The 24,776-nt window shown below is 61.1% G+C and carries 28 protein-coding genes and 1 tRNA gene; 14 read left to right on the top strand and 15 right to left on the bottom strand.

What is annotated here, in order from left to right; translation table 11 throughout:
* The first annotated feature begins 8 nt into the window (after positions 1-8).
* The 4 genes from HZC36_08580 to corA all read left to right on the top strand — a co-directional run bounded on the left by HZC36_08580 (position 9) and on the right by corA (position 4,887).
* Positions 9-437: an Hsp20/alpha crystallin family protein gene (locus tag HZC36_08580; GenBank protein ID MBI5707029.1), complete on the top strand. Its 429-nt coding sequence runs from the start codon at positions 9-11 to the stop codon at positions 435-437.
* Positions 437-2,878, top strand: a complete 2,442-nt coding sequence (lon, locus tag HZC36_08585; GenBank protein ID MBI5707030.1) for an endopeptidase La — start codon at positions 437-439, stop codon at positions 2,876-2,878. Before HZC36_08580 ends, lon begins: the two co-directional genes overlap by 1 nt.
* Before the next feature lie 72 nt (positions 2,879-2,950).
* Positions 2,951-3,841, top strand: coding sequence for an HD domain-containing protein (locus HZC36_08590; GenBank protein MBI5707031.1), 891 nt, complete (start codon positions 2,951-2,953; stop codon positions 3,839-3,841).
* 83 nt (positions 3,842-3,924) lie between these two features.
* A complete protein-coding gene (gene corA, locus HZC36_08595) occupies positions 3,925-4,887 on the top strand; it encodes a magnesium/cobalt transporter CorA (GenBank protein MBI5707032.1) in 963 nt (320 codons plus the stop codon).
* On the opposite strand, the gene mgtE is transcribed toward corA, so the two are convergent.
* The 5 genes from mgtE to HZC36_08620 form a co-directional block, all read right to left on the bottom strand.
* The gene (gene mgtE / locus HZC36_08600; GenBank protein ID MBI5707033.1) at positions 4,884-6,260 is read right to left on the bottom strand and encodes a magnesium transporter; all 1,377 of its coding nucleotides are present in this window, start codon (positions 6,258-6,260) and stop codon (positions 4,884-4,886) included. The genes corA and mgtE overlap by 4 nt on opposite strands.
* Before the next feature lie 325 nt (positions 6,261-6,585).
* The gene (locus tag HZC36_08605) at positions 6,586-7,050 is read right to left on the bottom strand and encodes a hypothetical protein (GenBank protein ID MBI5707034.1); all 465 of its coding nucleotides are present in this window, start codon (positions 7,048-7,050) and stop codon (positions 6,586-6,588) included.
* A 19-nt stretch (positions 7,051-7,069) separates the two neighbouring features.
* Entirely contained in the window at positions 7,070-7,495 is a 426-nt protein-coding gene (locus HZC36_08610) for a hypothetical protein (GenBank protein MBI5707035.1), read from the bottom strand.
* Positions 7,488-7,946: a hypothetical protein gene (locus tag HZC36_08615; GenBank protein MBI5707036.1), complete on the bottom strand. Its 459-nt coding sequence runs from the start codon at positions 7,944-7,946 to the stop codon at positions 7,488-7,490. The genes HZC36_08610 and HZC36_08615 overlap by 8 nt, the downstream gene beginning before the upstream one ends.
* Before the next feature lie 24 nt (positions 7,947-7,970).
* Positions 7,971-8,474 carry a hypothetical protein gene (locus HZC36_08620; GenBank protein MBI5707037.1) on the bottom strand — a complete coding sequence of 168 codons (504 nt, stop codon included), beginning with the start codon at positions 8,472-8,474 and terminating at the stop codon, positions 7,971-7,973.
* A gap of 8 nt (positions 8,475-8,482) precedes the next feature.
* Here HZC36_08620 and HZC36_08625 point away from each other — a divergent pair, with 8 nt between their 5' ends.
* Both HZC36_08625 and HZC36_08630 read left to right on the top strand, forming a co-directional pair.
* Positions 8,483-8,863 (top strand): hypothetical protein, encoded by a 381-nt coding sequence (locus HZC36_08625; protein ID MBI5707038.1) that lies wholly within the window; start codon positions 8,483-8,485, stop codon positions 8,861-8,863.
* Positions 8,864-8,982: 119 nt separating this feature from the next.
* Positions 8,983-9,168, top strand: a complete 186-nt coding sequence (locus HZC36_08630) for a hypothetical protein (protein ID MBI5707039.1) — start codon at positions 8,983-8,985, stop codon at positions 9,166-9,168.
* A gap of 151 nt (positions 9,169-9,319) precedes the next feature.
* On the opposite strand, the gene HZC36_08635 is transcribed toward HZC36_08630, so the two are convergent.
* Entirely contained in the window at positions 9,320-9,709 is a 390-nt protein-coding gene (locus HZC36_08635) for a hypothetical protein (protein MBI5707040.1), read from the bottom strand.
* 53 nt (positions 9,710-9,762) lie between these two features.
* Between HZC36_08635 and tilS the strand changes: the two genes are divergently transcribed.
* The 3 genes from tilS to HZC36_08650 all read left to right on the top strand — a co-directional run bounded on the left by tilS (position 9,763) and on the right by HZC36_08650 (position 13,918).
* Positions 9,763-11,376, top strand: coding sequence for a tRNA lysidine(34) synthetase TilS (tilS, locus tag HZC36_08640; GenBank protein ID MBI5707041.1), 1,614 nt, complete (start codon positions 9,763-9,765; stop codon positions 11,374-11,376).
* 122 nt (positions 11,377-11,498) lie between these two features.
* Positions 11,499-13,388, top strand: coding sequence for an ATP-dependent zinc metalloprotease FtsH (ftsH, locus tag HZC36_08645; GenBank protein ID MBI5707042.1), 1,890 nt, complete (start codon positions 11,499-11,501; stop codon positions 13,386-13,388).
* Positions 13,389-13,555: 167 nt separating this feature from the next.
* The gene (locus tag HZC36_08650; GenBank protein MBI5707043.1) at positions 13,556-13,918 is read left to right on the top strand and encodes a tetratricopeptide repeat protein; all 363 of its coding nucleotides are present in this window, start codon (positions 13,556-13,558) and stop codon (positions 13,916-13,918) included.
* 22 nt (positions 13,919-13,940) lie between these two features.
* On the opposite strand, the gene HZC36_08655 is transcribed toward HZC36_08650, so the two are convergent.
* Both HZC36_08655 and mtnA read right to left on the bottom strand, forming a co-directional pair.
* Positions 13,941-14,105: a hypothetical protein gene (locus HZC36_08655; protein MBI5707044.1), complete on the bottom strand. Its 165-nt coding sequence runs from the start codon at positions 14,103-14,105 to the stop codon at positions 13,941-13,943.
* Between the two features lie 62 nt (positions 14,106-14,167).
* Complete coding sequence (mtnA, locus tag HZC36_08660) at positions 14,168-15,160, bottom strand: S-methyl-5-thioribose-1-phosphate isomerase (protein ID MBI5707045.1); 993 nt, start codon at positions 15,158-15,160, stop codon at positions 14,168-14,170.
* A gap of 89 nt (positions 15,161-15,249) precedes the next feature.
* Between mtnA and HZC36_08665 the strand changes: the two genes are divergently transcribed.
* The 4 genes from HZC36_08665 to HZC36_08680 all read left to right on the top strand — a co-directional run bounded on the left by HZC36_08665 (position 15,250) and on the right by HZC36_08680 (position 18,652).
* The gene (locus tag HZC36_08665; GenBank protein MBI5707046.1) at positions 15,250-16,557 is read left to right on the top strand and encodes a thymidine phosphorylase; all 1,308 of its coding nucleotides are present in this window, start codon (positions 15,250-15,252) and stop codon (positions 16,555-16,557) included.
* Complete coding sequence (locus tag HZC36_08670) at positions 16,554-17,153, top strand: hypothetical protein (protein MBI5707047.1); 600 nt, start codon at positions 16,554-16,556, stop codon at positions 17,151-17,153. The genes HZC36_08665 and HZC36_08670 overlap by 4 nt, the downstream gene beginning before the upstream one ends.
* A gap of 241 nt (positions 17,154-17,394) precedes the next feature.
* Positions 17,395-18,150 (top strand): PEP-CTERM sorting domain-containing protein, encoded by a 756-nt coding sequence (locus HZC36_08675; protein MBI5707048.1) that lies wholly within the window; start codon positions 17,395-17,397, stop codon positions 18,148-18,150.
* Between the two features lie 292 nt (positions 18,151-18,442).
* Positions 18,443-18,652 (top strand): hypothetical protein, encoded by a 210-nt coding sequence (locus HZC36_08680; GenBank protein MBI5707049.1) that lies wholly within the window; start codon positions 18,443-18,445, stop codon positions 18,650-18,652.
* Positions 18,653-18,720: 68 nt separating this feature from the next.
* Here the strand turns inward: HZC36_08680 and HZC36_08685 are convergent.
* From HZC36_08685 to HZC36_08710, 6 genes are all read right to left on the bottom strand, one after another.
* Positions 18,721-18,795 (bottom strand) — tRNA-Ala (locus HZC36_08685).
* A 210-nt stretch (positions 18,796-19,005) separates the two neighbouring features.
* Positions 19,006-19,788, bottom strand: a complete 783-nt coding sequence (locus HZC36_08690) for a PEP-CTERM sorting domain-containing protein (protein MBI5707050.1) — start codon at positions 19,786-19,788, stop codon at positions 19,006-19,008.
* Between the two features lie 190 nt (positions 19,789-19,978).
* The gene (locus HZC36_08695; protein MBI5707051.1) at positions 19,979-20,662 is read right to left on the bottom strand and encodes a hypothetical protein; all 684 of its coding nucleotides are present in this window, start codon (positions 20,660-20,662) and stop codon (positions 19,979-19,981) included.
* Positions 20,659-21,348 (bottom strand): hypothetical protein, encoded by a 690-nt coding sequence (locus HZC36_08700; protein ID MBI5707052.1) that lies wholly within the window; start codon positions 21,346-21,348, stop codon positions 20,659-20,661. Before HZC36_08700 ends, HZC36_08695 begins: the two co-directional genes overlap by 4 nt.
* A gap of 113 nt (positions 21,349-21,461) precedes the next feature.
* Complete coding sequence (locus HZC36_08705) at positions 21,462-22,943, bottom strand: peptidase S10 (protein ID MBI5707053.1); 1,482 nt, start codon at positions 22,941-22,943, stop codon at positions 21,462-21,464.
* Positions 22,944-23,006: 63 nt separating this feature from the next.
* A complete protein-coding gene (locus tag HZC36_08710; GenBank protein MBI5707054.1) occupies positions 23,007-24,032 on the bottom strand; it encodes a LacI family DNA-binding transcriptional regulator in 1,026 nt (341 codons plus the stop codon).
* 75 nt (positions 24,033-24,107) lie between these two features.
* Between HZC36_08710 and HZC36_08715 the strand changes: the two genes are divergently transcribed.
* Positions 24,108-24,308: a hypothetical protein gene (locus HZC36_08715; protein ID MBI5707055.1), complete on the top strand. Its 201-nt coding sequence runs from the start codon at positions 24,108-24,110 to the stop codon at positions 24,306-24,308.
* A gap of 176 nt (positions 24,309-24,484) precedes the next feature.
* Here HZC36_08715 and HZC36_08720 read toward each other — a convergent pair whose 3' ends face one another.
* Entirely contained in the window at positions 24,485-24,643 is a 159-nt protein-coding gene (locus HZC36_08720; protein MBI5707056.1) for an RHS repeat protein, read from the bottom strand.
* Positions 24,644-24,776: the final 133 nt, after the last annotated feature.

Genomic DNA, 24,776 nt, shown 5'->3' on the forward strand with positions numbered 1-24,776 from the left:
GAACCGGCATGGCGCGCAAAGAACTCGAGGATTGGTTCTGGCAAGTCGATTCGAGCCTCAAGAAGCTCGCCGATGCGGTGGCGCAGTCGTCCGCGCTGAACGCGAACAGCCGCTGCTGGGCGCCGAGGGTTGACCTTGTCGAGCTGTCCGACCGCTTCGAGATTCGCGCCGAACTCGCCGGCGTTTCCCAGAGCGCGGTGCAGGTCCTCTACCTTCCCGACCGGCACACCGTCTTGATTCGGGGAGTGCGCGACCATGTGGCTGCGGAATCGGAGCCGATATTCTATGGCGCGTTTTCACGGGAGATCCAGTTGCCCGATGCTCCCGTCGAGGCCGACGCCATCTCCTCCCAATTGGGAAACGGCGTGCTCTGCGTGACCGTGCCCAAAGCGCGCGTACGAGTGGCCCATACTCGGATCACCGTTAGAAAAGTGTAATGTCAGATATAGAAGATCCCATAGAACAGTTCGAGGACCCGGTTGAAGAACTCGAAGGCGATTTCCCCCTACCGGTCTCGCTCGATCAGCAGCCTGACGAGGGCGCGCGCCCCTCGGTGCCCGAGATCATCAACATCTTGCCGCTTCGCGACTCCGTGATCTACCCGATGCTTATCGCACCGTTAAGTGTAGCAAGAGAGTCCAGCATTCAACTGATCGATGAGAGCATTTCTGGCACCAATCGCGTGATAGGCGTCATCGCCCAGCGCAAGCCCCACATCGAGCAGCCCAAGTTTGAGGACGTCTTCGAGTGCGGCTGCGCCGTGATCATCCGCACGCTGGTCAAGATGCCCGATGCCGTGCGCCTGATCGTTCAGGGCGTCCAACGCTATCGCATCATCGAGCGGCTGCAGGAGACCCCGTACCTTCGCGCCCGCGTCGAAATCATCGAGGACGAGCTCCCGCCGGAGGAGGAAGCAGAGAAGACCGAGGCCCTGCGCCGAAACGTTGCGGGACTCTTTGAGCAGGCGATCCGGCTGCATCCGCAACTGCCGGAGGAGCTTCGCAGCCTCACGCAGGCGGTCACCGAAACCAACGTGATGTGCGACCTGGTGGCCGCCCACATGACCCTGAGCCTGGAAGACAAGCAGAAGATTCTGGAAACCGTCAGCGTACAGGAGCGGCTGAGGGTGCTGCTGGAGATGCTGGGGCGGGAGGTCCGGGTCCTGGAGCTGACATCCAAAGTGCAGAGCGAGGTCAACGTCGAGCTCAGCAAGTCCCAGCGCGAGTATTACTTGCGCGAGCAGCTCAAAGCGATCCAGCGAGAGCTTGGCGAAGTGGACGATCGCGCAGAGGAGCTTGACGAGCTTCGCGAGAGGATCGACAAGTCCGGGATGACCGCCGAGGCCCTCCGCGAGGTCAACCGCGAGTTCGATCGGCTCAGGAGGATGTCTCCTGGCGCGCCGGAGTACACGGTCGCGAGAACCTACATCGATTGGGTTCTGTCGCTCCCGTGGAGTGTTTCCACCGAGGATAGCCTGTCGCTGCCTGAAGTCAAGGTGGTTCTCGACCAGGACCATTACGGGCTGGAGAAGATCAAGCAGCGCATCGTCGAGTTTCTCGCGGTGCGCAAGGTGAAAAAGGACGGGCGGGTTCGTCAGCCGATCCTGTGTTTCGTGGGCCCGCCAGGCGTGGGCAAGACCTCTTTGGGCCGCTCGATCTCCCACGCGATGAACCGGAAGTTTGTTCGCATTTCTTTGGGCGGCATGCGCGATGAGGCGGAGATCCGCGGCCACCGCCGCACCTACATCGGCGCCCTCCCCGGCCAGATCATCCAGGGCCTGCGTCGCGCTGAATCGAACAATCCGGTCTTCATGCTTGACGAGATCGACAAGCTCGGCGTGGACTTTCGCGGCGACCCAGCATCCGCGCTCTTGGAGGTTCTCGATCCCGAGCAAAACGTCTCGTTCCGGGACCACTACGTCGATGCGCCGTTCGACCTAGGGCAGGTGTTTTTCATCACCACCGCCAACCGTTTGGACACCATCCCACCCCCATTGAGGGACCGAATGGAGGTCATCGAGCTGGGCGGCTACACCGAAGAAGAGAAGTTGGAAATCGCCAAGCGCCACCTGGTGCCCAAGCAGATCGCCGAGCACGGGCTACGGACGACGCAGATCGAGTTCCGCGACGAGGCGCTCAAAGCGCTGGCGCGCAACTACACGCGCGAGGCCGGGGTGCGCAACCTGGAGCGCGAGATCGCCAGCGTGACGCGCCGCGCGACCAGGCAGTTTGCCGAAGGCCGCAAAGGCAAAGTCAGCGTAGGTCTTGGGTATGTGACACAGGCGCTCGGCGCTCCGCGCTACTCCCATGATGAGGTCGAGGACCGAGAGCTGACTCCCGGGATCGCTGTAGGGCTGGTCTGGACGCCAGTTGGCGGGGACGTCGTCTTTATCGAAACGGCCATGATGCACGGTTCGAAGAACCTCATTCTTACGGGCCAGCTTGGCGACGTGATGAAGGAAAGCGTGAGCGCTGCGCTGAGCTACATTCGAAGCAACGCCAAGCGACTTGGCCTTTCGCCGGACTTCTTCGAAAAGTGCGAGCTTCACGTCCACCTTCCTGCGGGCGCAGTGCCCAAAGATGGGCCCAGCGCGGGAATCACGATTCTGTCGGCTCTGGTCTCACTCCTGACCGGGAAGCGAGTACGCAAGCGGCTTGCGATGACAGGCGAGCTCACGCTGAGCGGCCAGGTGCTTCCGGTAGGAGGCGTCAAAGAGAAGGTGCTGGCGGCGCATCGCGCCGGCGTGACGATGCTGCTCCTGCCCGTGGACAATAAGAAGGACTACCTAGAAGAGGTTCCCGAGGAAATTCGGGCCTGTCTGGAGGTCCACTTCGTCACCAAGGCCGACCAAGTGCTCAAGCTGGCGTTTGATGCTTGACGGAACTGTATAGGTTGCACTAGAGAACGCGTAGGATGCTTCCGAGAATATTCACGTGGGATGCGTTTGGCCATGAGCAGAGTTGGCCTTAAGTTCTTTTCGGCAAAGACGCCGATCGGGGTTGCGCTTCGCGTTGCTGGACTCTACGGTGTGCTGGGAATCGTCTGGATCGTCTATTCAGATCGAGCGGTCGAGTGGTTTATTACCAGCCCTGAGACCCAGACCCACGTTCAGACCTCCAAAGGGCTCTTCTGGATTCTGCTTACGACCGCTATCATCTATTCGGTGAGTGCGTACCTTGTCGCGAACTTGGTCCGCGAAGCCGAGGGCCGTCGCAAGATGGAGTATGAGGTGATCGAGCGCCTGAGCATGGCGGCCGAATACCGCGACGACGAAACGGGCAACCACGTGCGCCGCGTCGGCGCCTATTGCGCGATCTTGGCGCGGGGTCTGGGCATGAGCGAGGAGCGCGCCAAGCTCATCGAGATGGCCGCCTGCCTGCACGACATCGGCAAGATCGGCATCCCAGACGACGTTCTGCTCAAGTCTGGACCTTTCAACGATGAAGACCGCCAGATCATGCGGGCGCACACCCTAATCGGGTCCAGCCTCCTTGCGGGCGGAGAATCTGAAGTGCTGCGGCTTGCGGAGACCATCGCCCTTACCCACCACGAACGGTGGGATGGCACGGGCTACCCCGCCGGAATGGTAGGGGAAGAGATCCCCATCGAGGGCCGAATCTGTGCCATTGCGGATGTGTTCGACGCTCTTGTCACCAAACGCCGGTACAAGGACGAATGGTCCACAGAGGATGCGGTCGAGGAACTGCGATCGTTGAGCGGCATCCAGTTCGATCCTCAGCTCGTGGCGTTGCTCGAGTTGAAGCTGCCAGAGATCGAGGCCGTTCGCGAGGCGTTCCCAGACTTCGAAGTCTGCAGCGTCCGCTATCAGCGCGCTGCATAGGCTCGCCATCTGAGGCCCGTGCTCCATGGTCTGCCGGGCCGACGGCTCTTCGCCCTCGCCGTTTATGCGAAACTAGTACGTTCATGGGAGATGGCGAGACCACCGTTCGAACCGTCGTCTGGGACAAAGCCCAGACGGTTCCGCGGCTGGTCGTCGGCCAGGTAGTCTCGGCCGCCCTTACGTGGACCCACGTGGTGGCGGGCAGCCGGGCGTCGGCAACCCAAGTGCTCGCCGAGGATTTTGGGTTCCATGAACTCGAAATCGAGGACGCGCTCTCTGAGGGCGAGCGGCCCCACCTCCATGAGAGCCCCGATCACCTGTTCTTCACGGTTCCGGCGGTCTCCGTTCGAGAGGAGAGGCTCTATTTCCAAGAAATTGGAATTTTCATTACTAAATCGAAGCTTGTGACCGTCTCCGTGGAGAGCTGCGACCTCCTGGAGACGATCCTGCAACGGATGCCCGAAAGGCCGTCAAACGGCACACGCACGGCTTCCAGGATTGCCCACGGCATTATCGACACGATCATCGACGACTACTACCCGGTCCTCGACCTTCTGGAGGAGCGGGCTGAGGACCTGGAAGCCGATGTGTTCGTCGGACGGCCGGTGGCCATCAAGGACCTCTTGCGGATCAAACGAAGGCTTTTGGAGCTTCGCCGCCGGCTGACTCCATTTAGGGACATCCTGAATGGCCTTTTGCGTCATGACGTACCCGTCATCGCGCGCGCCGACCACCCCTATTTCCAGGACGTCTATGACCACGTGCTGCGGGTCTTGGAGCGAGCCGACCTCAACCGCGACATCCTGGCCTCGGTGCTGGATGCCAACCTTGCCACCGTCAGCAACCGGCTGAACCAGGTGATGAAGGTGATGACGGCGCTGGCCACGATTCTCATGTCGGTGACCTTGGTGGCGAGCATCTACGGGATGAACTTCAAGTTCATGCCCGAACTGGGTTCGCCCTGGGGGTATCCGGGTGCTTTGATGGCGATGCTGCTGGTCGCGGGCGTGGAGTTTGTGATTTTTCGCAAGAAGGGGTGGTTTTAGAAGCCTTTTGGCAGCAGGCGCAGCGCGGTTTCGAAGAAGATAACAAGTCCTGTGGCGTCGACGAGCGTGGCGATGAAGGGCGCACTCATGACGGCCGGGTCGATGCCCACCCTCTTGGCGGCAATCGGAAGCAAACTCCCAACACACGCCGCCCACATGATGATGGCCGGCAGGGCGATGGCGACGGTCAGGCTGATCGGCATCCCGGAGCCCCAGAGCAAGGCGCGGCCAAACCCCACAACTCCCAGCGCCGAGCCGATGCACAGCGACAGGACAAACTCCCGCTGCAGAACCACCCATGCGTCGGCAGCTTTTATTTCGCCGATGGCAAGGGCGCGGGTGATGGTGGTGGTCACCTGGGAGCCCGAGTTTCCGCCCGCTCCGATGAGCAGCGGGATGAACACCATGAGTTGAGCCAGGGTCGTCTTGCCGCCCTCCTCCGCGACCCCGGTGTAGTGCCGGAGCACCATGGCCGTCAGGAACTCTGCCACGAACAGGATCATCAACCAAGGCAGCCGCCTGCGCACAAGCTGGCCGAGACCCAAGGACAAGTAGGGCTCTGCCGGGCCGATGACCGCGCCCATCGCCAGCACGTCCTCGGTTTCCGATTCCTGCAGAACCTCTTGCGCGTCGTCACCGGTGAAGAGGCCGACCATGCGCCCGGCCCAGTCGAGCACGGGCAAAGCGTAAAAGCCATAGCGGGACATCAAACGCGCCGCCTCTTCGGCGCTGTCTGTGGCTTTGCAGGTGACGAGGTCCGTGCGCATCAGCTCCCGTGCGGTCACGTCGGAAGCGGCTCGGATCGCCTTGCGCAGGCTGAAAACGCCCAGAACGTGCCGGTTGAGGTCCAGCACATAAAGGTCGTTGACCGTCTCGTACTTCTCGTCCGAAGCCCTGCGGATGTCGGCAAGAAGCTCCTTGACGGTCATGTCGGGCATGACCTCGAAAAAGCGCTCGGTCATGAGCTGGCCGACCGAGTCCTCCGGATACGACATCAGGCGCCGGATCTCTTCGGCGTCTTCTGTGGGGATGACCTCAAGCAGCGATTCAAACCGCTCGTCGCCGAGCTCTTCGCGCAGGTCCAGCGCGTCGTCCATCGGCAGGATGTCGAGATAATGGGCGAGGGTGGTGTCGGGAAGCTCCGCGACGAACTTGCGCGCCGTCTCGGTGGGCATCTCGACCAGCAGCTCCGAGGCTTGCTCGACGTCCAGCTTGCGCAGGATCGACAGGCCCTCGTCGAGCTCGATGCGGGAAAGCCCTTCGGCGAGGTCTTCCGCCTGGACGCCGACGAGCATTTCGCGAACGATCGAGGGGTCCTCGACTCGGCTCAGCGATTTGAGCTGCTCGATAAAGGTCGGTTCGTCGGCTCTCAAGGCGGCATCTCCAGTTCTGTCGTTCGCGGCGCGACGCTGCGCCTAGAACTCCTGCCGCCCTGGTGGGGATGGTTTATTCGATATCGGCTCTCGGGCGCCTTTGCCCGTGCTTGGGTGCTATCGAACGTCTACTGTCAGTCTCCATAGTGCGGCCTTTGTGGCGGGAATGTCTTGGGGTTTGGCGCGCGACTCCCGAGCTGTTGGGATTGGGAGAGGTTTGCCGGGAACATTGTAGCCCCCCTTCACGAGTGAGGTCAACCTTGGGATGGAGTTTGCAGTCCAGATGGACTGAAAGTCTTGAGGCACATAGAGGCTCACCGGGCACCTAGTCATGGCCAAGGCCGGTGGCGACGCCAAAGAAGAAAAGCAGGAGCAGGATCATTGATCCCAACATTGAAAGCGACATTCCTGTCGCCCACGCTTTTTGCCCGGAGGGCTGCAAGGCATCGAGGAATCTCGGGGCAAAGCTTCTTAGCGCAAGGGTATAGGAAAAATAGAAGACTATGGCGAGACCGAGAGCCAGGCCGTACTCTGAGTTCACTGATTCTGTTGAGTAAACACCGCGAGCGATCACGCCCCGGTTCAAACCGTAATCCGCGAGCCAAGTGGGAACCAAGGCGATCGCCGCTGACAGTACGTGTGCACCTGTCGTCGTCAAGATTGCAGGCCAAAGCCTCAGTCCAGATGCCATCGCAGAGCGGACCCCGACTCCGACGACGAGCGGCGTACTTATTGCCGCAAGGAATGCGATCCCCAGGAACCCGTCAAAGGAGTTTGAGACGGCGATCATCGGGGTTGTCTCTGGGAACTCATATCCCGTGATACTCCAACTCAATCCGCTTGGATCCGGTCTGCCCAAACCGGTCATTACAGAACACCCGTCCTCCCTTACACGTTACCTGCAGGAGGGTATCGCTCTTCCATTCAAGTTCGATCGGTTGGTCATGCCAAGCTTTGTCGATGGCGAAGACGGACTGGGAATGGATCGCCGTACCCCCATGGGGAACGACGCACAGGCGGTAGAAGACGGAGGTAGTAGCTCCGGCGTCGGAGGTCAGGATGACTGCGTCGACCGTCCGGTCAGGCGACGCGATGCGCTGGATCTCGTCCACAGCCACCAGAGGGCCGGACCTGTCCAAGGCAACCTTGAAAGCGGTCACCAACATGATCACAAGGACCAAGGCGATCAACGGACGCACAAACGGTCTGTTCAGAGGCTCTTCTCGGTCAATCAAGAATCGTATCCTGGCTCCAAACAAGCAAGAAGTTGAGCAGAAACGAGCCGAAGAGCAGCGCGTTTGTGAGGAGCAGCGCGTTCCTGTGCGCAAGCTGTCCCGGCTCCCTGCCCTTCGACGCCCGGATCGAAAGGCCCGAGCCAACCGCACAGACGGCAGCGGCAGCTACCAGCATAATGAGCGCGGCCTTCGTTCCAGCGTTTCGGACCATCTGCCCTTGGATGGGAGCGGCCCTATCGAGGATCGCGGCGATCAGAAGCACGGCAGCGAGAGCAGGCAAATTGGTGCGGGCGAAGTGCCCTGCGGCGGATCGCAAGGCTTCGCGGCCGCTTGAGTGCTTCCTTCCAAGCAGCCATGCTGCCAGGACGTAGACCGGCAGCAACACCGCCTGAGCCAGGGTGACGGAGGCTGCGCAATTGAGGAACGAATCCACGGCAATTGACGAGATCATATACCGTTCGTGACGGGTTGCCGGCTATCCAGGCAGCGACTCCGCTAGCCGCAGCAGAGAAGCGTCGTCCAGGTCGGCAAGATCCTCCAAGTACGAACCCCTCTGCAAGCGGCGAGGGCTGCCTTCCAGTGTTGAGGCAATCGAGGCGATCCACGGCTCGCAGGAACTCTGGACTGTGCCTACGGTGGCATCGTCGGCATCGATATGGAAGAGTTCCGGCTTGACACAGCGCTCCAGCGCACTTTGGCTATAGATCGCCATGTCGACGATTTGGCCACCTCCTGCAAAGAGCTTGGACCACTGCTCGGCCCGAAGCGCACATGGCTGCTGAAGGTCCTTGTGTGAATCAATCTCGGGGGCGATCTCGTTGAAATCCTCTGGAAGGTATGCCAGTTCGGTGAACAGCGATCTCCAAAGGGGACCGGCACCGAACCTCCCAGTAGCTTCGGCGATCCACTCTCCGCATGGCAGGTTCAACAGTCGATTCGCGGGATGTATCTCGATCCAATGGACCCTCCTTCTTCGCATATCCCATTGTGGACCGCTATCCGCGCTACCAGACTCAAGTAAGCTCCAGCGTGTTGACGGCGCGACTTTGGAGGCTGGCGATCATCGCGGGGGCAATTGCCGCCCTGGTGTGGCTTGGAGTCAGATATGTCCTTGTCCAGTTGAACCCGGTCTTGCTCATCAACGAGGACCCATCCGCAAAGGTGTTCGTCGACGGAAACCTGATCCAGTTTCAGCACGGGACCGCGATACTCCATCCGTGGAAGAACTCCTACGTCGTCGAGGTCCGATTCTCGAAGGGAGTCGAGATACGACGTATCCTCCCGTGGGACCCTTCTTCGGATTCAGGTGCAGTTTCCGTCAGCCCCACCGAAGTCCGCTTCGACTTCAAGAACACGAACCTTAAGTGACTGTTTCTGGGCTGTAGGCCGCCCCTTCAGGGCTTGCCCGTTTCCGGCAACTCAGCGTCCAGGGCTGCGCCCTTCGCTTCAACAGGTCGGCCCGATGGGCCTATGGGTACGATGCGGCGGTGAAGCGACGGAGGATCTGGATTGGGGTTGCCCTGATTGCGCTCTTCTTGCTCCTCGTTTGGCCGACGCCTTTCAGGTACGAGACCATCGACCGGTACATTCACATCCGCGAGAACCGACTGACAGGCTCAAGAGAGGCCTGGACGGTTTCCGGATGGGTTGATGCCGCTCGAGCCCTGGAGTGAGGTGATCGGGCCATGCTCATTGCCTCAATCGAGACTTATGGCACCCCACCCTGCCCTCCCCCGCGACAAGGGAGCGAGAGGCGCTCGGAAGGCTCAGGGGCGCAGGGGAAGGAGTTGGTTCGCGGGCTGAATCTCGATCCAATTGGCTGTATCAATCCTCACCGAGAAGACCATCCACATCTGTAAACCCGAAGCAAAGAACTGCCATTCGTACAGACTTCTGCAGTTCTTCAGCAGTGTTTACAGAGGTAACGCTGTGGATTTCGGCCCGATTCTCCTCGGGCCAAATGTGAACTTCGTCGACATTGAAGATTCCCGTCAACATCCCGATGTCCAGTTTGAAGATTTCGTCTATCTCCCTTTGTTCAGCTTCGGTCGCTGGCTCTTGAGAGTTGATCCAGATTCGGCTTCCTATAGGCGGAATTTGCTCAAGCTCAATATCCCTAACTAACGTGGCCTCGTCCAGTTCTTGGAGCTGCTCCTCGTGGGAATGCCCAGGCTCCCCCCAAAAGTTAACTTGAACATGTAGCGAGAATTGCATCTGCCAAGTCCCTCAAGTCAGGATCATACCGCTGTCCGGTACCCTTTCGAACGTTGGACGAGATCGTCGAGCGGTTCACCAAATGGGTTCAAAACAGGGGGTTGATTCCTCCTGGCGCGAGGGTGCTGGTGGGGTACTCCGGCGGGGCGGATTCGACGTGTCTGGTGCACTTGCTCTGGAGGTTGAAGGGGGATGTTGCTAATGGAGAGAATGGTGAGAATGGTGAGATTGGTGAGAATGGCGAGAGCGGTGAGAGCGGTGAGAGCGGTGAGATTCAATCCGGGCAACTCTCACAATTCTCACCACACTCACAACTCTCACCGCCCCCGTTTCCTTCTCGACCCCCCTTCACCCTCGTCGCCGCGCACCTGCACCACGGCCAGAGGCAGGAAGCCGATGAGGAACTCCTGAAGTGCGATGCGTTCTGCCAGAGTCTGGGTATCCCCTTCATGAGCGGCAAAGCCGACGTGCCCGAGATCGCACGGCTGCACAAGATCGGGCTCGAAGAAGCAGGCCGGCAGGCGCGCTATGCGTTCTTCGAGAAAGCGGCAAAACAGATGGAGTGCGACCTGATCGCGACAGCCCACACGCAGAGCGACTTGGTGGAATCCGTGCTCCTCAACCTGACGCGCGGAGCGGGTATGTCCGGCCTTGCGGGCATCCCCGAGCGCCGCGACAACGTCATTCGGCCCCTGCTCGGCTTCAGCCGCGCCGAAACCCGCGCTTACTGTGAGGAGCACGATCTCTGGTTCCACGACGACCCGGCCAACGACGACCTGGCGTTCTCTCGCTCGCGAATTCGGCTCAACGTAATGCCGGAGCTTGCGGCCTTGAACCCCAAGGTCGAGGAGGCCATTGCCCGCGCGGCCTCCGTGATGCGCGAAGAGGACGCCTTCCTTGATGGAGCCGCCGCGGCGGCGCTGGAGCAGGCTGAGACGCCGTTGAACGGAGCGCTTCGGTTCCTCACCCTCACCTGTGAAGCGGCCTTTCGCCAGTCGGATCTCCTCCACTTACCACAGGTCTTGCGCGTACGGGCGATCCGCTTGCTCTTTGAGGCTTTTGGCGGATCTGCGGATCACGATTTGAGCATAGAAACTTGTGAAGAACTATCACAATCGGTGCAAGGATCACGGACCGCCGAAGGAGGGACATCGGTTATCGAGTGGTCCGAAGGAACGGTTCATGCCCGCGCGCTTGAGGTGCTCGAGCCGTTTCGCTATCCTTTGGCCCATCCAGGCGAGACCGACTCTGAGGTGTTCGGCTGGAGGTTCGTCGCTGAGCCGACTGGCGAGGCGCCAGAAGTCCAGCAGCGAGACTCGCTGAGCATCGTTTTCGACCTTTCGCGGGTCAAGGGCAACCTCTTCTTCCGTCAAGCCGAACCTGGCGACCGGATCCAGCCGTTGGGGTTCGCCGGGCAGCGAAAGCTCTCAGACCTCCTTAGCGAAGCCAGTCTCACCCAAGCCGCCCGAAGGCGCCTTCCCATCGTGTGCGATCTGGCCGGGCCGCTCTGGGTGCCGGGCGTCTGCCTGGGCGATCGCGCCGCTCCTCAGAGAGGTTCATGGAGCTCAACAGGGCCAGACCAGGCAGCCATCGAGCAGGGTCTGAGCCAGAAAAGAGGACCTGTCGGGCATTTTTTGCGTCTTACCTTTGGGCCGATAATCCGATAGGCTTGGGAAACGCGCGCCCTCGATTGAACGTAGGCTAACTAAGACAGCGAAACGCTCACGGAGAACGTTTGAACAAGACCGCACGCAACCTTTTCGGATTCCTGGTGGTGCTCCTGCTCGCCATGGCCCTTTGGAACCTCATGGGCACGGGCTCAGGGCTCATGGCGGGCGAAAGGCCCATCCCCCTAACCATGTCCCAGCTTTTGGCGAAGGCGGACCAAGTTGAGGCGGCCGAGTGGGCTAGCGGCCAGGTCACCGGCACGTTCAAGGAAGACCATAAGAAGTTCGTGACACAGGTGCCTCCTGAGAGCACTCAGATTTCCTCGAAGCTCTTCGATGCCTTGCTTGAGAAGGGCGTTCTGGACTACAAAGGGCCGGGCGCAGGCGCAACGATTCTGGGCCTTTTGGGCATCCTCGCGGTGCCGATCATGGTCCTTCTCATGATCTGGTTCTTTGTTTTTCGCCCGATGCAGATGGGCGGGAACCAGGCGATGAGCTTCGGGCGCAGCCGGGCCAAACGCGTGGGCGAATCCACACCCAAGATCACGTTCGACGACGTGGCGGGAATCGACGAGGCCAAGGAAGAGCTTTACGAGATCGTGGACTTCCTCAAGAACACGAAGAAGTACACGGCTCTCGGCGCGAAGATCCCGAAGGGAATCCTGCTCACGGGACCTCCGGGCGTTGGCAAGACCCACTTGGCCCGGGCGATCGCTGGGGAAGCGGGTGTACCGTTCTTCCATATCAGCGGATCGGACTTTGTCGAGATGTTCGTTGGCGTCGGTGCGGCGCGTGTGCGCGATCTTTTTGAAACGGCCAAGGCCCACCGCCCGAGCCTTATTTTTATCGACGAAATCGACGCCGTGGGGCGCCAGCGCGGCGCGGGTCTTGGCGGTGGCCACGACGAACGCGAGCAGACCCTAAACCAACTGCTAGTTGAGATGGACGGTTTCGACCCGAACAGCGGCGTCATCATGATCGCGGCCACCAACCGGCCGGACGTTCTAGACCCCGCGCTGCTGCGTCCGGGCCGTTTCGACCGCCACATTGTGGTGGACGTGCCCGACGCGAACGGCCGCGAAGCGATCCTCAAGATTCACGCCAAGGGCAAACCGCTCGAAAGCAATATCGACCTGAATGCCATCGGGCGAAGGACGCCTGGCTTCACGGGCGCCGACCTCGCAAACATGCTGAACGAGGGCGCCTTGCTCGCCGCGCGAAGAAACCACTCCAAGGTCCGGCAGGACGACTTGGAAGACGCGCTGGACCGAACGATCGCCGGTCCCGAACGCAAGAGCCGCATCATGAGCGCCAGCGAGCGCAAGATCATCGCCTATCATGAGGCGGGCCACGCCGTAGTAGGTGAGCTTCTAGAGCACACCGATCCTGTTCACAAGGTAACGGTCCTCCCGCGCGGCATGTCTTTGGGATCCACCTGGCAGCTTCCGATTGAGGACAAGCACCTTATCTCCAAGCAGGAGCTCATCGACGACATCACGGCGCTTCTTGCAGGCCGGGTCGCCGAGGAGATCGTGTTCGGCGAGGTGACCACTGGTGCGAGCAACGACTTGGAGCGCGTGACGCGCATCGCCCGGGCCATGATCTGCGAATACGGCATGAGCGAGAAGCTTGGGACGCTTTCAATCGGCAAACGCGGCCACAACCCGTTCCTCGGCCGCGATTACACGATGGATGAGCGCAACTACTCCGAAGACGTCGCTAGGATGATCGACGAAGAGGTCCGGGAACTCGTCGACCGATGCCATCGCCGTGCTCACGACATCTTGACCCAGAACCGATCCAAACTCGATGCGATCGTGGACGCCTTGTTCGAACGCGAAACGCTCGACCGGGAAGAGTTCTTGGCCGTCCTTCAAGGCCGGGAACTGCCGCTCAAGAAGGTGCCCAGTTCGCCCCAGCCCGAGTTGGAACTTGACCCTGGGCACGAGGCTCCCAAGAGTGGGAAGGCGAAGCCCAAGCCACAACTGGAGCCCGGCACGGCGCAAGCCTGAACGGTCAACGCAAGAGGGGTCGGCGAGATGCGCCTCGCAGACCAGTCTTGCTTGTCAAACCTAACTCAGCAGAAGGACGCCGGAAACCGTGACTAAAGAACGCTAAGCGGGCGTCTACAAAATGGGTTCGCTGGTTCAAATACCATGCTATAATCCCTCTCAAGGCCATGGCCCAGGTTATGGACGTGCAAGCGACATTTCAGCGGGGGTTCGACTTTCGATGCGAAGGTCGGTATGCCGAGGCGCGTGCGGAATTTCAGAAGGTCCTTAGCGAGGATCCGGCACATGCCGACAGCCGTTGGCAGCTCGGATTGATCCAAGGTTTCGAGGGTGACTTTGACGGTTCGCTCGAAACGTTGACGTCAGTGGTCGGTGGACATCCGAACCACGTGAAGGCGCGTTACGACCTCGCGATGACCCAGATGATGCTTGGGATGCTCGACGAAGCGGCTGAGAACTTCAGGTCGGTTTTGCGGCTGGACCCGAGCCACGAGGACGCCGCCAAGCAGCTGAGCTATTTCGGGGGCTAAGCGAGCCACGAGCTGAGAGGCGCTACGATCGCAGCGAGAAGAGGTACGCAAGCCCCACAACGGCCGCGACCGCGAAGACCAGCACGATCATCCAGGAGAGCTCGCCGAACAGGTCTCCAAGGACGGCGTCATCCAGTTTTGACCAGATTCCATGGGGTCGGCTCGCTCGGTTGCTCTTACGTTTCATGAGGCTGCTTGTGTCTCCGAATCACCGGCGGCCCAAGTTCCGGTCCAATCTTCCGATTGCCATCATAACCCATTGGTTCCAATTTTCGTTTGCGAGAGACGGTAAGGGGCACGAAAAACACCCATTTCCGTCACGATTGCTGTGATCAGATCGGCGGGCGTGACGTCAAAGGCGGGATTGTAGACCGGACAGCCGGCCGGGGCCGCGGCCGCCGAATCGAAGTGCGTTAGCTCCTCGGGCGATCGCTCCTCTATTGGAATCCCGTCCCCGCTTTCGAGCGAAGGGTCAAGGGTCGAGGACGGGGCGGCAATGACAAACGGAATCCCGTGGTGGTGCGCCAAGACCGCCAGCGAATAGGTTCCGATCTTGTTGGCGGTATCACCGTTTGCAGCGATGCGGTCCGCGCCGGCAACGGCCAGGTCGATTCTGCCCGCCCGCATCAGCGAAGCCGCCGCGCCATCGGCGATCGAATGGAAGGGAATGCCGTCCTGCAGAAGCTCCCAGGCGGTCAACCGCAGACCCTGTTGCCGGGGCCGCGTCTCGCAGGAATAGACGTGGGCTACTCGCCCCGCCTCATAGGCGGTTCGGATGATGCCAAGCGCCGTGCCGTGCCCAGCGGTGGCCAGGCCACCGGTGTTGCAGATCGTGAGGATGCGCGCCCCTTCCGGCACGAGGCTCAGGCCGTTCGCGCCGATTCGGCGGTTGCACTCCAGGTCCTCCGCCTCGATAGCGTGCGCCTCTGAGAGCACGGCGCCGGACTCCCAGACCCCAAGCGAAGAAACGCGATCCAACGCCCAACCCAGGTTGACGGCGGTGGGCCGGGTTTCAAAAAGAAGCTTGTGGGCGGCGGTTTGGTCCATCCCGTCCCGCGCGGCCAGCGCCATCCCATAGGCGGCGGCGATGCCGATGGCTGGCGCTCCCCGGACCGCCATTTCGCGGATGGCGTCGGCCACCTGCTCGACGGTGGAGAGCTCTAGCCAGACCTCGGTCCCTGGCAACAGGCGCTGATCCAGAAGTGCGAGGTATTCCCCTTTCCACTCCATCGGCCGGATCATCGGAGAAGATACTACCTTGGACATCCATGGACAATTGGGGAGCCTAAACCACGGCTTCCTTGCTGACCCGAACATAATCATTGCAGCCCATGGATGCCATCGAGTTGATCGCAAGGAGGCGCGACGGAAAGCGCCAGTCGAAGGAGGAGCTCCGAGCGATCGCGTTCGGCGCGGCTTCCGGCAGCATCCCGGACTACCAGTTGGCTGCTTGGCTCATGGCGGCCTACTTGAACCCACTCACCGATGACGAAACGGCCGATTTGACCGTTGCGATGGCGGAGAGCGGCGCCCTATTGGACCTTTCGAGGCTGCCGCAGCCCACGCTCGACAAACATAGCACCGGCGGGGTCGGGGACAAGACCACGATCGTCCTGCTTCCGCTCTTGACGGCTTGCGGCGTCACCATGGTCAAGATGAGCGGGCCCGGGCTCGGCATCACCGGCGGCACGGTGGACAAGCTTCAGTCCATCCCCGGCTTCCGCATGGACCTTTCGACTCACGAAATGGAGCAGCAAGCGGCCCGGATCGGCATCGCCATCACGGGACAGACTCCCGACCTCGCACCGGCAGACAAGGCGCTCTACGCGCTCAGAGATGTGACCGCCACCGTGGGCTCCGTGCCGCTCATCGTATCGAGCATTCTCTGCAAGAAGCTGGCGGGAGGCTCGAAGAACGTCGTGATCGATCTCAAGTGCGGGTGCGGCGGCTTCATGCCGGACCTGGAGCATGCGCGCGAACTGGCGCTGGCGCTCATGGCCACGTCGGGCCGCATCGGGCTGAACCTCAGAATCGCCATCACCGACATGGACCAGCCGCTGGGGGTCGCGGCGGGCAATGCCCTTGAGGTCAAAGAAGCGATCGCCACCCTTCGGGGAGTGGGCCCGCCGCGTTTCGCTGAGCACTGCCTGACGCTGGCCTCGCTTGGCTTGATGGCTGTTGGCAAGGCCTCAAGCGATGAGGAAGGGCGCCGGATCGCCGATGAGGCGATCCGCTCGGGCAGAGCGCTGCAGAAGGCGCAGGAATGGGTCCTTGCTCAAGGGGGAGACGGCAGGATCTTCGCGGATGAAGACTGGTTGCGGGCACCGATTCGCGCGGTTGTGCCCGTTAATGGAGAAGCCGGGGCCGTGGCCAGGGTCTCGGCGCGCATCGTGGGCCAGGCCGTGGTCGATCTTGGCGGCGGACGCAAACGCAAGGGGGATTCAATAGACCCCAGGGTTGGCATTAGGACATTGATTGAAGTGGGCAGCCGAGTCGCGCCAGGACAGCCGCTCTTTGAAGTGCACGCGGCCGATGAGGCCTCGGCGCGAGAAGCCGCTGATGCGCTGAGGGAAGCCGTGTTTGTGGGTCAAGGGCCTGTTGGTCCCGTTCACCCCTTGCTCGAGGTGATCGGCGGGTGATCGTCGGGGTGGCCGCTATGGCCCTGGCGTGCCTTGGCCAAGCATCTGCACCGGCTAGCCAGCGGCTGCTCGACTTTGCGATTCGTTCGTGGGCGGCGACCCCAAAGATGGAGATCGAGGACGCCTACAAGTGGCTGTTTCACGCCACGCAAGGCGGCGAGCACGCTGTGCTCGATGAGGAAGGACCCCGGCAGTGGCTGGACTCCGAATGGCGCGGGTTGGCTGCCCCGAGCCCTGGCGAACCCGAGGCCGTGGCTCTCGATCCAAATGGAGGGTTATTAAGGGTGAACCTTAGGCCCTATCGAACCGGGGGCGGGGATCGCGAGATGCTGCTGGCAGTCTTTGTGGAGTCGGCGAGACGATTCCGGGCGGACCGGAGGAGCTTTCGAAGCGTTTGGGACCTTCTGGGCGTGACGCTTAAGAGACGATCTCTCCTGCGCCTCAGCCATTGGGACTGGAAGCAGCTGGACCTACGGTGCGTCAGGCTCGGCTATCCGGCCATCGGGCATTCCGCTGCCTACATTCGGACCTACCGGCCGGCCTACCGTGTGGTGCTGGGTTCGATGTGGGTGACGCGGGCGGCTTTTCGCCCGTGAGTCTTTGATACAGTTCGACTCGCCGGAGAGCGTCCCCAATGTCGGAGTCGTACCCAGACGAGAGGTCACTTTTCCGATCCAGCGCACCGCCTCCCAGAGCCCCGATCTTTGAAAGATATCAAAAAATCCCCAAATTCCTTCTCCTATCTGGGCAGGACTATCGTATGATGGTAGTTATTCTCACCGGTCTCCGGTGAGGCACTGCTATTGCCCCGTTTGGGGCCCTGAAGGGAGACGACAGATGAATACCGTACAGCGAAGCCTGCGCACGATTGGGTGCGCCATCGTAGTTGCCGTGGCCTTTGCCCCAGCGAACGGGCAGGAGGTAATCGCAGGTCTTGACCACTGGACCACCGTATCCCCGGTCACACTTCCCCTTGACGGAGTCGGCCCCATCGACTTTTGTGGCGCGCCGATTTCACCGACGCTCGGCTCGACCGACACGATCGTACAGAGATCGGGGTCGCTGGACCTTGGCTCTGGGCCCTCGACCGTTCCGATCGAGCTTGTCGCGCTTTCACTCACCAGCTGCCAGCCGATTACCGCGGACTTCGGTGGCGGCGCCATGCCTTGGGACGTGAAAGCGACCGTACTGCCTGGGGCTTCGGGCGGCTCCATGACCATCCGAAAGACGCATGCCAACGGCGGGACCTTCGACTCGCAGTTCTTCGTGAGGCCCACCTTCTTGTTTACCCAGGTCGGCAATCCGATCGTGACCCACGTGATCGATACCCAGACATTCACGTTCTTTTCGCTCGGGCGGCCTTGGTCTTGCATTCCGGAGTCGAATATGTTGCTGGTTCCCGGCCCCGACCCCGATCCGAACGCGAATTTCCATGTGGGCGCGCCTGCGAACCATTGGGATTTCTTCCCACCGGGAACGGTGCCGTTTGCGGGCAGCGCCGCGTGGAACATGCACTTGACAGTCGTCCCAGAGCCTTCAGCGCTTGCGGGGCTGGTGCTGGCGATTGGGATTCTGATCCGGCGCAAGCGTTAGGGGGGGTGACGGCCGCATCCAAGCTGCGGCCGGTGCCGCCCTTGGGGACCAGCGTCAATAAGTTCGGTGTCCGCGGGCTTGGATGCCTCCACCGCGTCCGAGGTGGAGGCTTTGAACCTGGCCAGGCGCCGTGGAATGCCCCCGCCCCGGAACAGGTGGAGGCATCTCCCACTCATTGACCTCGCTCCTTGAGTGGAGCGAAAGTGCCCCGTGGCATGGGGCACTCCCGCCGCGTCCCGCTGGGCTCGGACGGGAGGCGAAGGTGGGCCGCCAGCCCATTCGGAGCTCGGAAGTGCCTTTCAACATCCTGGCGCCTGGAGTGCAGAAGTGGCAGTTCACGGATGGGATCTCGAAGAAGCTCAAGAGCGGAGAGGTCAGCCTCGCGCTCCTCTATAGCCCCGAGAAAAACGTCTCTGGAATGAACCCCTTGGCGCCTTCACAGAAGATCACGCTAGGCATGCGACAGTTCGAGATCGAAATCGGCTATTCGAAGCGCTACTGATCACAACGACGTGCAGACGTACCCAGGGCCCTGGGTACGTCTGCACCGGGACGCTCACACACAAGGTTTGGTGGAGGTAAGGGGATTCGAACCCCTGACATCCGCCTTGCAAAGGCGGCGCTCTCCCGCTGAGCTATACCCCCACGGGTCGAGCAGGATTATACCGGGCGTCCGTCCACCCCATAAGGAGGACCGACGGCCGGGCGCCCCATGCCCGTTCACTTAGGCCGCCAGCCACAAATCACCCGGTCTCGACTTCATCGGGATCGTCGATTCGCCAGCGCTCGCGGCCCTCCCCCCAGCGGGAAGGAGTGGCTCAAACCCAATCGGCTATGGCACGCCCGCGCCTAAAATTATCGGCGACGGCGGCAAAAAGCCAACAGGCCGATCCCGATCACGGCAAGGCTTGAGGGTTCAGGCACGATGCCAAAGCCCATGTTGTCGAAGTAGCCGTCATTGTTGACGGAGGACAGCCTGCTGGAAAACACCATGCAGTCGATCGTGCTCGAGTTGCCACGCGATATCGGTGCAGCCAGACCCGCGACACCGTCCACATAGACCTGGAGCGTGTTGGGTCCGATCTCCATCCGGAAGTGGGTCCAGTCGGTAGTCCGATTGGCGGCCTGGTCCAACACGAACCAGCCACCGTTGGCATAGCCCGCAAAGGCCGTTCGGACTTGCCACTTGCTGCCGTTGCTTCCAGTGCTTACGTTGCCAGAGGCGTCGATCATGTTCGTGGTGGCGTTGTAGGCCCCCATGGCGAGTAGCTGCTCCAAGCTTCCCGAGAGGAACGCGTCTCCCGAATAGGAGCGAATCTCGGCGTAATGGCGGTTGTTTCCGCTCGCGGCGCCGAGCTTCATATAGAAGTCGAAGAACAGGGGCTGAGCGGCGCCTGTCGATGTGAAGTTCGCATACCGGCCGTTGACTACGCCGGACGTTGTGGACCCTGACATTCTAGCCGCGAAGTTTCCCTGATAGACGACCGAGTTCTGCACGCTGCCGGGGTCGGTGCCCGAGCCTGTCGTGCCGTCCCAATTGGAAAAGTCGCCCGTCTCAAAATCGTCGAAAAAGACAAAGCTAGCGGGGCTTGCCGCAGCGACACAGGCGGCACTTAGCGCAAAGATCAACCTTCTCATAAACCCTCCAGGCTCACATTTGAGCCTGACGATCCAAACTGGCCTGCACATTTGCGAGCCTGATCGCCTCTATGATTCTATCAGCGGGCGCTCTCTTTGGGGGAGCCGAGCGGGCCGTTCTAGTAGCTTTACCGGGTGGCAGGATGCCCAGATGCGGTCCATCGGCCACCGCCATCCCCGGCGGCCGGGCCTACTGCCTCTTCGTTCGCGCCATCGTCACATTGAGCTCAAAAACGCCCTCAAAGGTCACTTTTGACTCCGCTTTGAAACAACGTCCGGTGGCGACTTCGATCCAGTTCGTCCCGCTCGCCCTACCGGGCGTTGGCGTGTCCTCAGGAGAGAACTCGACCTGGTACTCGATCTTCGCGACCTTCACGCCCTCCATCTCGGCGAACTCGACGAGCTTGCCCTTGCCCTTGATTGTTGCGGCCTTGTTGCTGTTCTTCCAGTCGATATCGAAGGCGTCGCCAGCTTTGAGCGGCTTGCTCGGCATGATCTGTGAGAACGCTCCAAAGGTGTAGACCCATCCCGCATCATTGGTCGGGAGGTCGTCTGGGAGCCCCATTCCATCCAGAGTCGTCTCGAACGGATCGACTTCCTGGGACTGATCCGCTCCTCCCATGGCGATCTGAACCTGGCTCAGGCTCAGCGTCGCGCTGGCTTTGCCGTTGTCTGCGATCTTGACCACCTTGTAGGTGTAGCGCGCGGAAGCCGACAACTCGTTGCCCTGAAGCTGGCCCTTGACCTTTACGTCGTAGCTATTCGTCTCATCTTTTTCGTAGCTGCGCTTAAGCGCGGCATCTTGCCACGCGCCTAGCGCGAACACAGACAAGGTCATAGCCGCGATCGGGAACGTTGCCTTTCGTGCGTTCATAGTCCCCCTGCCTTAGCCTTGATCGGCTTTACTTTGTAGGCAACCTCGGTTCCGTCGGGCGCGCTCAGCGTGCCTTCGGATCGCACAACGTTGCCTTTCTCGTCGATCCATGAAGTTTGAGTGACCTTGACAGGTGTGGAATCTTGGTCCGAGACCAACTCCAATTCCATAGCGACCTTCGAGGTCTTCACGCCGCCGGTCTCTTCAGAGGCGGCCAACCGGACCTTACCTTTGATCGTTGCCGTCTTTTTCTCGTTGCTCCACTTGAAATCGACAGCTTCGTTGGCCTTGGCCGGAATCTCGGGAGAAAGCCATCCGAGGGCCGCAAGCGAGTAGATCGCTTCAGCTTGATTGAGGGGCCAAGTGTCGGGCATCCCCATGCCGTCGAGAGTCGTGTCGATCCCGTCAACTTCCATGGGTATGTCGCCACCATTCATCAGGATCTTCAGGTCCTTTAGGTCCATATGAACGGTGGCCCTGTTGCCTTCCAGAACCTTGGTGACCTTGTAGATGACCGAACCGGATGCATCGATCTTGCCGCCGCCCGTCTCGGCGGTCACCTCAATCTGGACGCCGCCGGATTCATCCACCTTGTAGGCTCGCGGCGCTTTCGCGGCCTGTTGCGGCGCGAACCCAACCAAGAGCGCCGTCAATCCAAGGGCTGCCTTTGCCAAAAACGTTTGCATTCTCGTAAACCTCCTATCGTGCAAGGGTTGTACCTTGCCTTGAGAGGCCGGGTTGCATGCTGGCGAGCGTCCGGGACGAAAGGCCCGGACGCCCTGGCCAGGGGAAGTGGCCGTCACTTCGAACAGGACTTCAAGAAGCTCGCGACGTCCTTGTGCAGCTTGTTGAGCGAGGCGTCGTGGATGTACATCATGTGCCCGGCCTCGTATTCGCCGGTGGAGATGTTGCCCGTGAGCTCCGGGTCGAGGCCCATGTGCGCGACCGTGTATTTCGTTGCGAAGTAGGGCGTCGCCAGATCGTAATAGCCACTCGCGACGAAGACCTTCATGTGCGGGTTCTTGCTGAAGGCGCTCCGCAGCGACTCGCTGGTGTCGGTGTAGCCTTCCGCCGAGCTGCCCCAATCCCACTTCTCTGAGAGTCTGGTGCCCCAGGCGGAGACCAGATAGGGGACGTCCGTTTTGTATCCGAGCGTTCGGCTGACGTAGTCGTTGAACATCGCCGTGTAGGGCGGGCGGATCGCGGTCATGCTCGGATCGTGCTCAGGCACGTCTCCGGTGCCGATCGGGTCGATGCCTTTGAAGCGGCTGTCGAGGCGGCCAACTGTTCGCTTCTCCTTGCGCAGAAGCTCCTTGCAGAACCGGTGGATCTGGATGCGCAAGTCCGCTTGGTCGATGTAGTCTCGGCTGAGGCCGGTAAGGCGGCTTAGCTTGGCGATGGCGCGCGATCGCTCAGCGCCGGTGAGGCGGTTGCCCTTGGCGAGGGCAAGCACATAATCGCCCGAGGCGTAGGCCTCTGCTTCGGCCAGTGCCTTGCCGAGATCGCCTTGAAGGTCCTTCGGGAGCCGCTTGTGATACCAAGCGGTCGCCGTGTAGGTCGGCAGGAAGAGCACATAAGGAAGGTCGTTCCCCTTGTGGAAGCGCGCGGTCTGCATGTTCAAGATGCTGCTGACCAGGACGATTCCACTGAACGCGATGCCCTTCTCCAGAAGGTGCCCGGAGAGCCCGGCGGCGCGCGTGGTGCCATAGCTCTCCCCGACCAGGAACAGGGGCGAGGCCCAGCGCTCGAAACGGGTGAGGAACAGCCGGATGAACTCACCAACCGACTCGATATCGCCCTTTACGCCCCAGAACTTCTCGCCGAGGCTCGCTTTGGCGGGGCGACTGAAGCCCGTTCCCACGGGATCGATGAACACCAGGTCGGCGTCCTTGAGCCAGGTGTAAGCGTTGTCCTCAAGCTGGTAGGGAGGGGGTGGGAGGCTGCCGTCCGGGTTCAAAACAGCCCGCTTGGGCCCCACCGCGCCAAAGTGCAGCCAGATCGAGGAACTGCCTGGGCCACCGTTGAACGAGAACATCAAGGGCCGATTTGAGGGCTCAGCGGCGGCGCCCTTCTTCGCGTAATGCACGAAGAACACCCCGGCCTCGACCTCTCCGGTCTCGTTCTTGAGCGGCAGCATGCCGGTGGTGGCGGTGTATTCCAGCTTCTTGCCGCCGATCGAGATGCTGTGCTCGGTGATGATGGGAGCTTGATCCACCGTCAGGGGGATCTTCGGCTCGTCGTCCTTCTTCGGTTCTTGAGGGTTGGGCACGTCTTCGGGCATGGTGGAAGTATACGGGAGCCTGAAAAGTTTGCGCCTTGGCGCAATAGAGGCAGCCCCACGGCCTTACCGCGTCGATTCGCGTTCGACCAGCTCAAGGGTATAGATCGACAGTTCCGAGGGCCTCCTGCCGTTCTCGATGCGCTGCAGCATCAGCCGCCAAGCTTGCTCGATCACCTTGTCCAAGGGGATCCGGATCGTCGAGATGGGCACCACGTACTCCTCCGACTCGGGATAGTCGCCGAATCCCCAGACCTTGCACTGTTCCGGAATCCTGACCCCCGAGGCCAACAGCGCCCGACCCGCGCCGATGGCCAAAGGGTCGGTGAAGCAGCAGAACGCATCGGGCGCGCCGTGGGTGGCGAGGTATTCGTGGACCGCTCGTTCACTTGCCCAGCTGGATTCGCCGGAAGCACCGAGCAGTTCAAGAGGAAGTCCAGCCGCCTCCATCGCCTCGATATAGCCGCGCCTGCGCTGTTCGCGTGGAAACTTCTCCAGCACCCAGTCCAGCGACACGTGAACGATCCTCCTGCAACCCCTTGCGATCAGCCGCTCCGTCGCCAGTTTCGCCGCTCCGGCGAGGTCCCACGTGACCGAATCGGAGTTTTCGAACTGTTGAAAGCCGAGCACGATGACGGGAACGTTGCTTCCTCCGGGCATCGAACGGAGCGACTCCACGGCCTTTTCGGAGTCTATGGCAATCACGGCATCCACGGGCCACATCGTGGGGGGCCTGCCGCCGGGCGTCAGGGCTTCGGCGGTGTGGAGCCCTGAGATCATGATCTCGTAGCCTGTTTTCCGCGCTTGCAGGTCGATCTGGTGCAGCATCCGCAGGTAGTTCGGCACCATGCGGTCGATGGGCAACCACACGCCAATCACATTCGTCTTGCCGCGCTTCATCGCCTGCGCGAGCCGGTTGGGCTGGTAGCCCACGCGCTCGGCGGCAGCACGGACCCTTTCGCGCGTGGAGTCGGGGAGCCGGACCGAGAGGTTGCCGGACATCACATGTGAGGCGGTCTGAACGGAAACGCCGGCTTCACGGGCAACATCGCTCAGCGTAACCCGCTTTTGTGGCTCCCTCTCATGCTCCATGGCAATAAGAGCCACTTTACCAGGTTCAATCGAACTCAATTTCAAAGTGGCTGGGAAAACGGAGGTGGCCGGTTGATGCGCACCTGTTCCCATGCGTTTCCCATCGTCGACGCGCTCCTTTTGGCGCGATCGGGAAAGCTCGACGAAGTCACTCGCGACGGACCCGGTCCTTGGCAGATGAAGGGTGACTTGGCGGCGCTGGGCCATGGATTCGGCCCTGGCGTGAGCCGGGAATCCTCCAAATCCTCGAAATCCTTAGCCACTTCTGGATTTTGAGGACTTTGGGACTGCATCTCTGGCTGCATTGGCGCCGTGATGTCTTTCCAAGCTGGTCCCCATGCAAAAGGGAGGTGAGAGGCGGCATGGTGTCAACCAGGCTTAGCAGATGTCGGACGTTCAACGCGAGGCCTCGATATTCAACCCACGAAGTGGGTAGCCACACAACAAGAAAGTTAACGGCAGTTAGGGCTCACACAAAAGGGGCCACGCAGTGGCCGGCCGCTTGGGAATTTGCGGGTCGCCCTCCGGCCAAGCTCGTCGTACGTGTACGTCGTGCGGTTTCCAAGCTGGTCGACCTCGGCTGAGAGCTCGGAGCGACTTGTGTAGACCATGGTGATGATCCCGCCGCCAGAGCGTTCCTGGCAACATACAGTAGCCGCGAGCATGCTTGGTGGACTGCCGCTATTGCCGTTACCGCCACTGGCCACGCAGTGGCCCGCCGTACGCTCTAACATGCTCAAGAAG

The organism is Armatimonadota bacterium (genome assembly GCA_016223145.1).
Taxonomy (GTDB): domain Bacteria; phylum Armatimonadota; class Fimbriimonadia; order Fimbriimonadales; family Fimbriimonadaceae; genus Nitrosymbiomonas.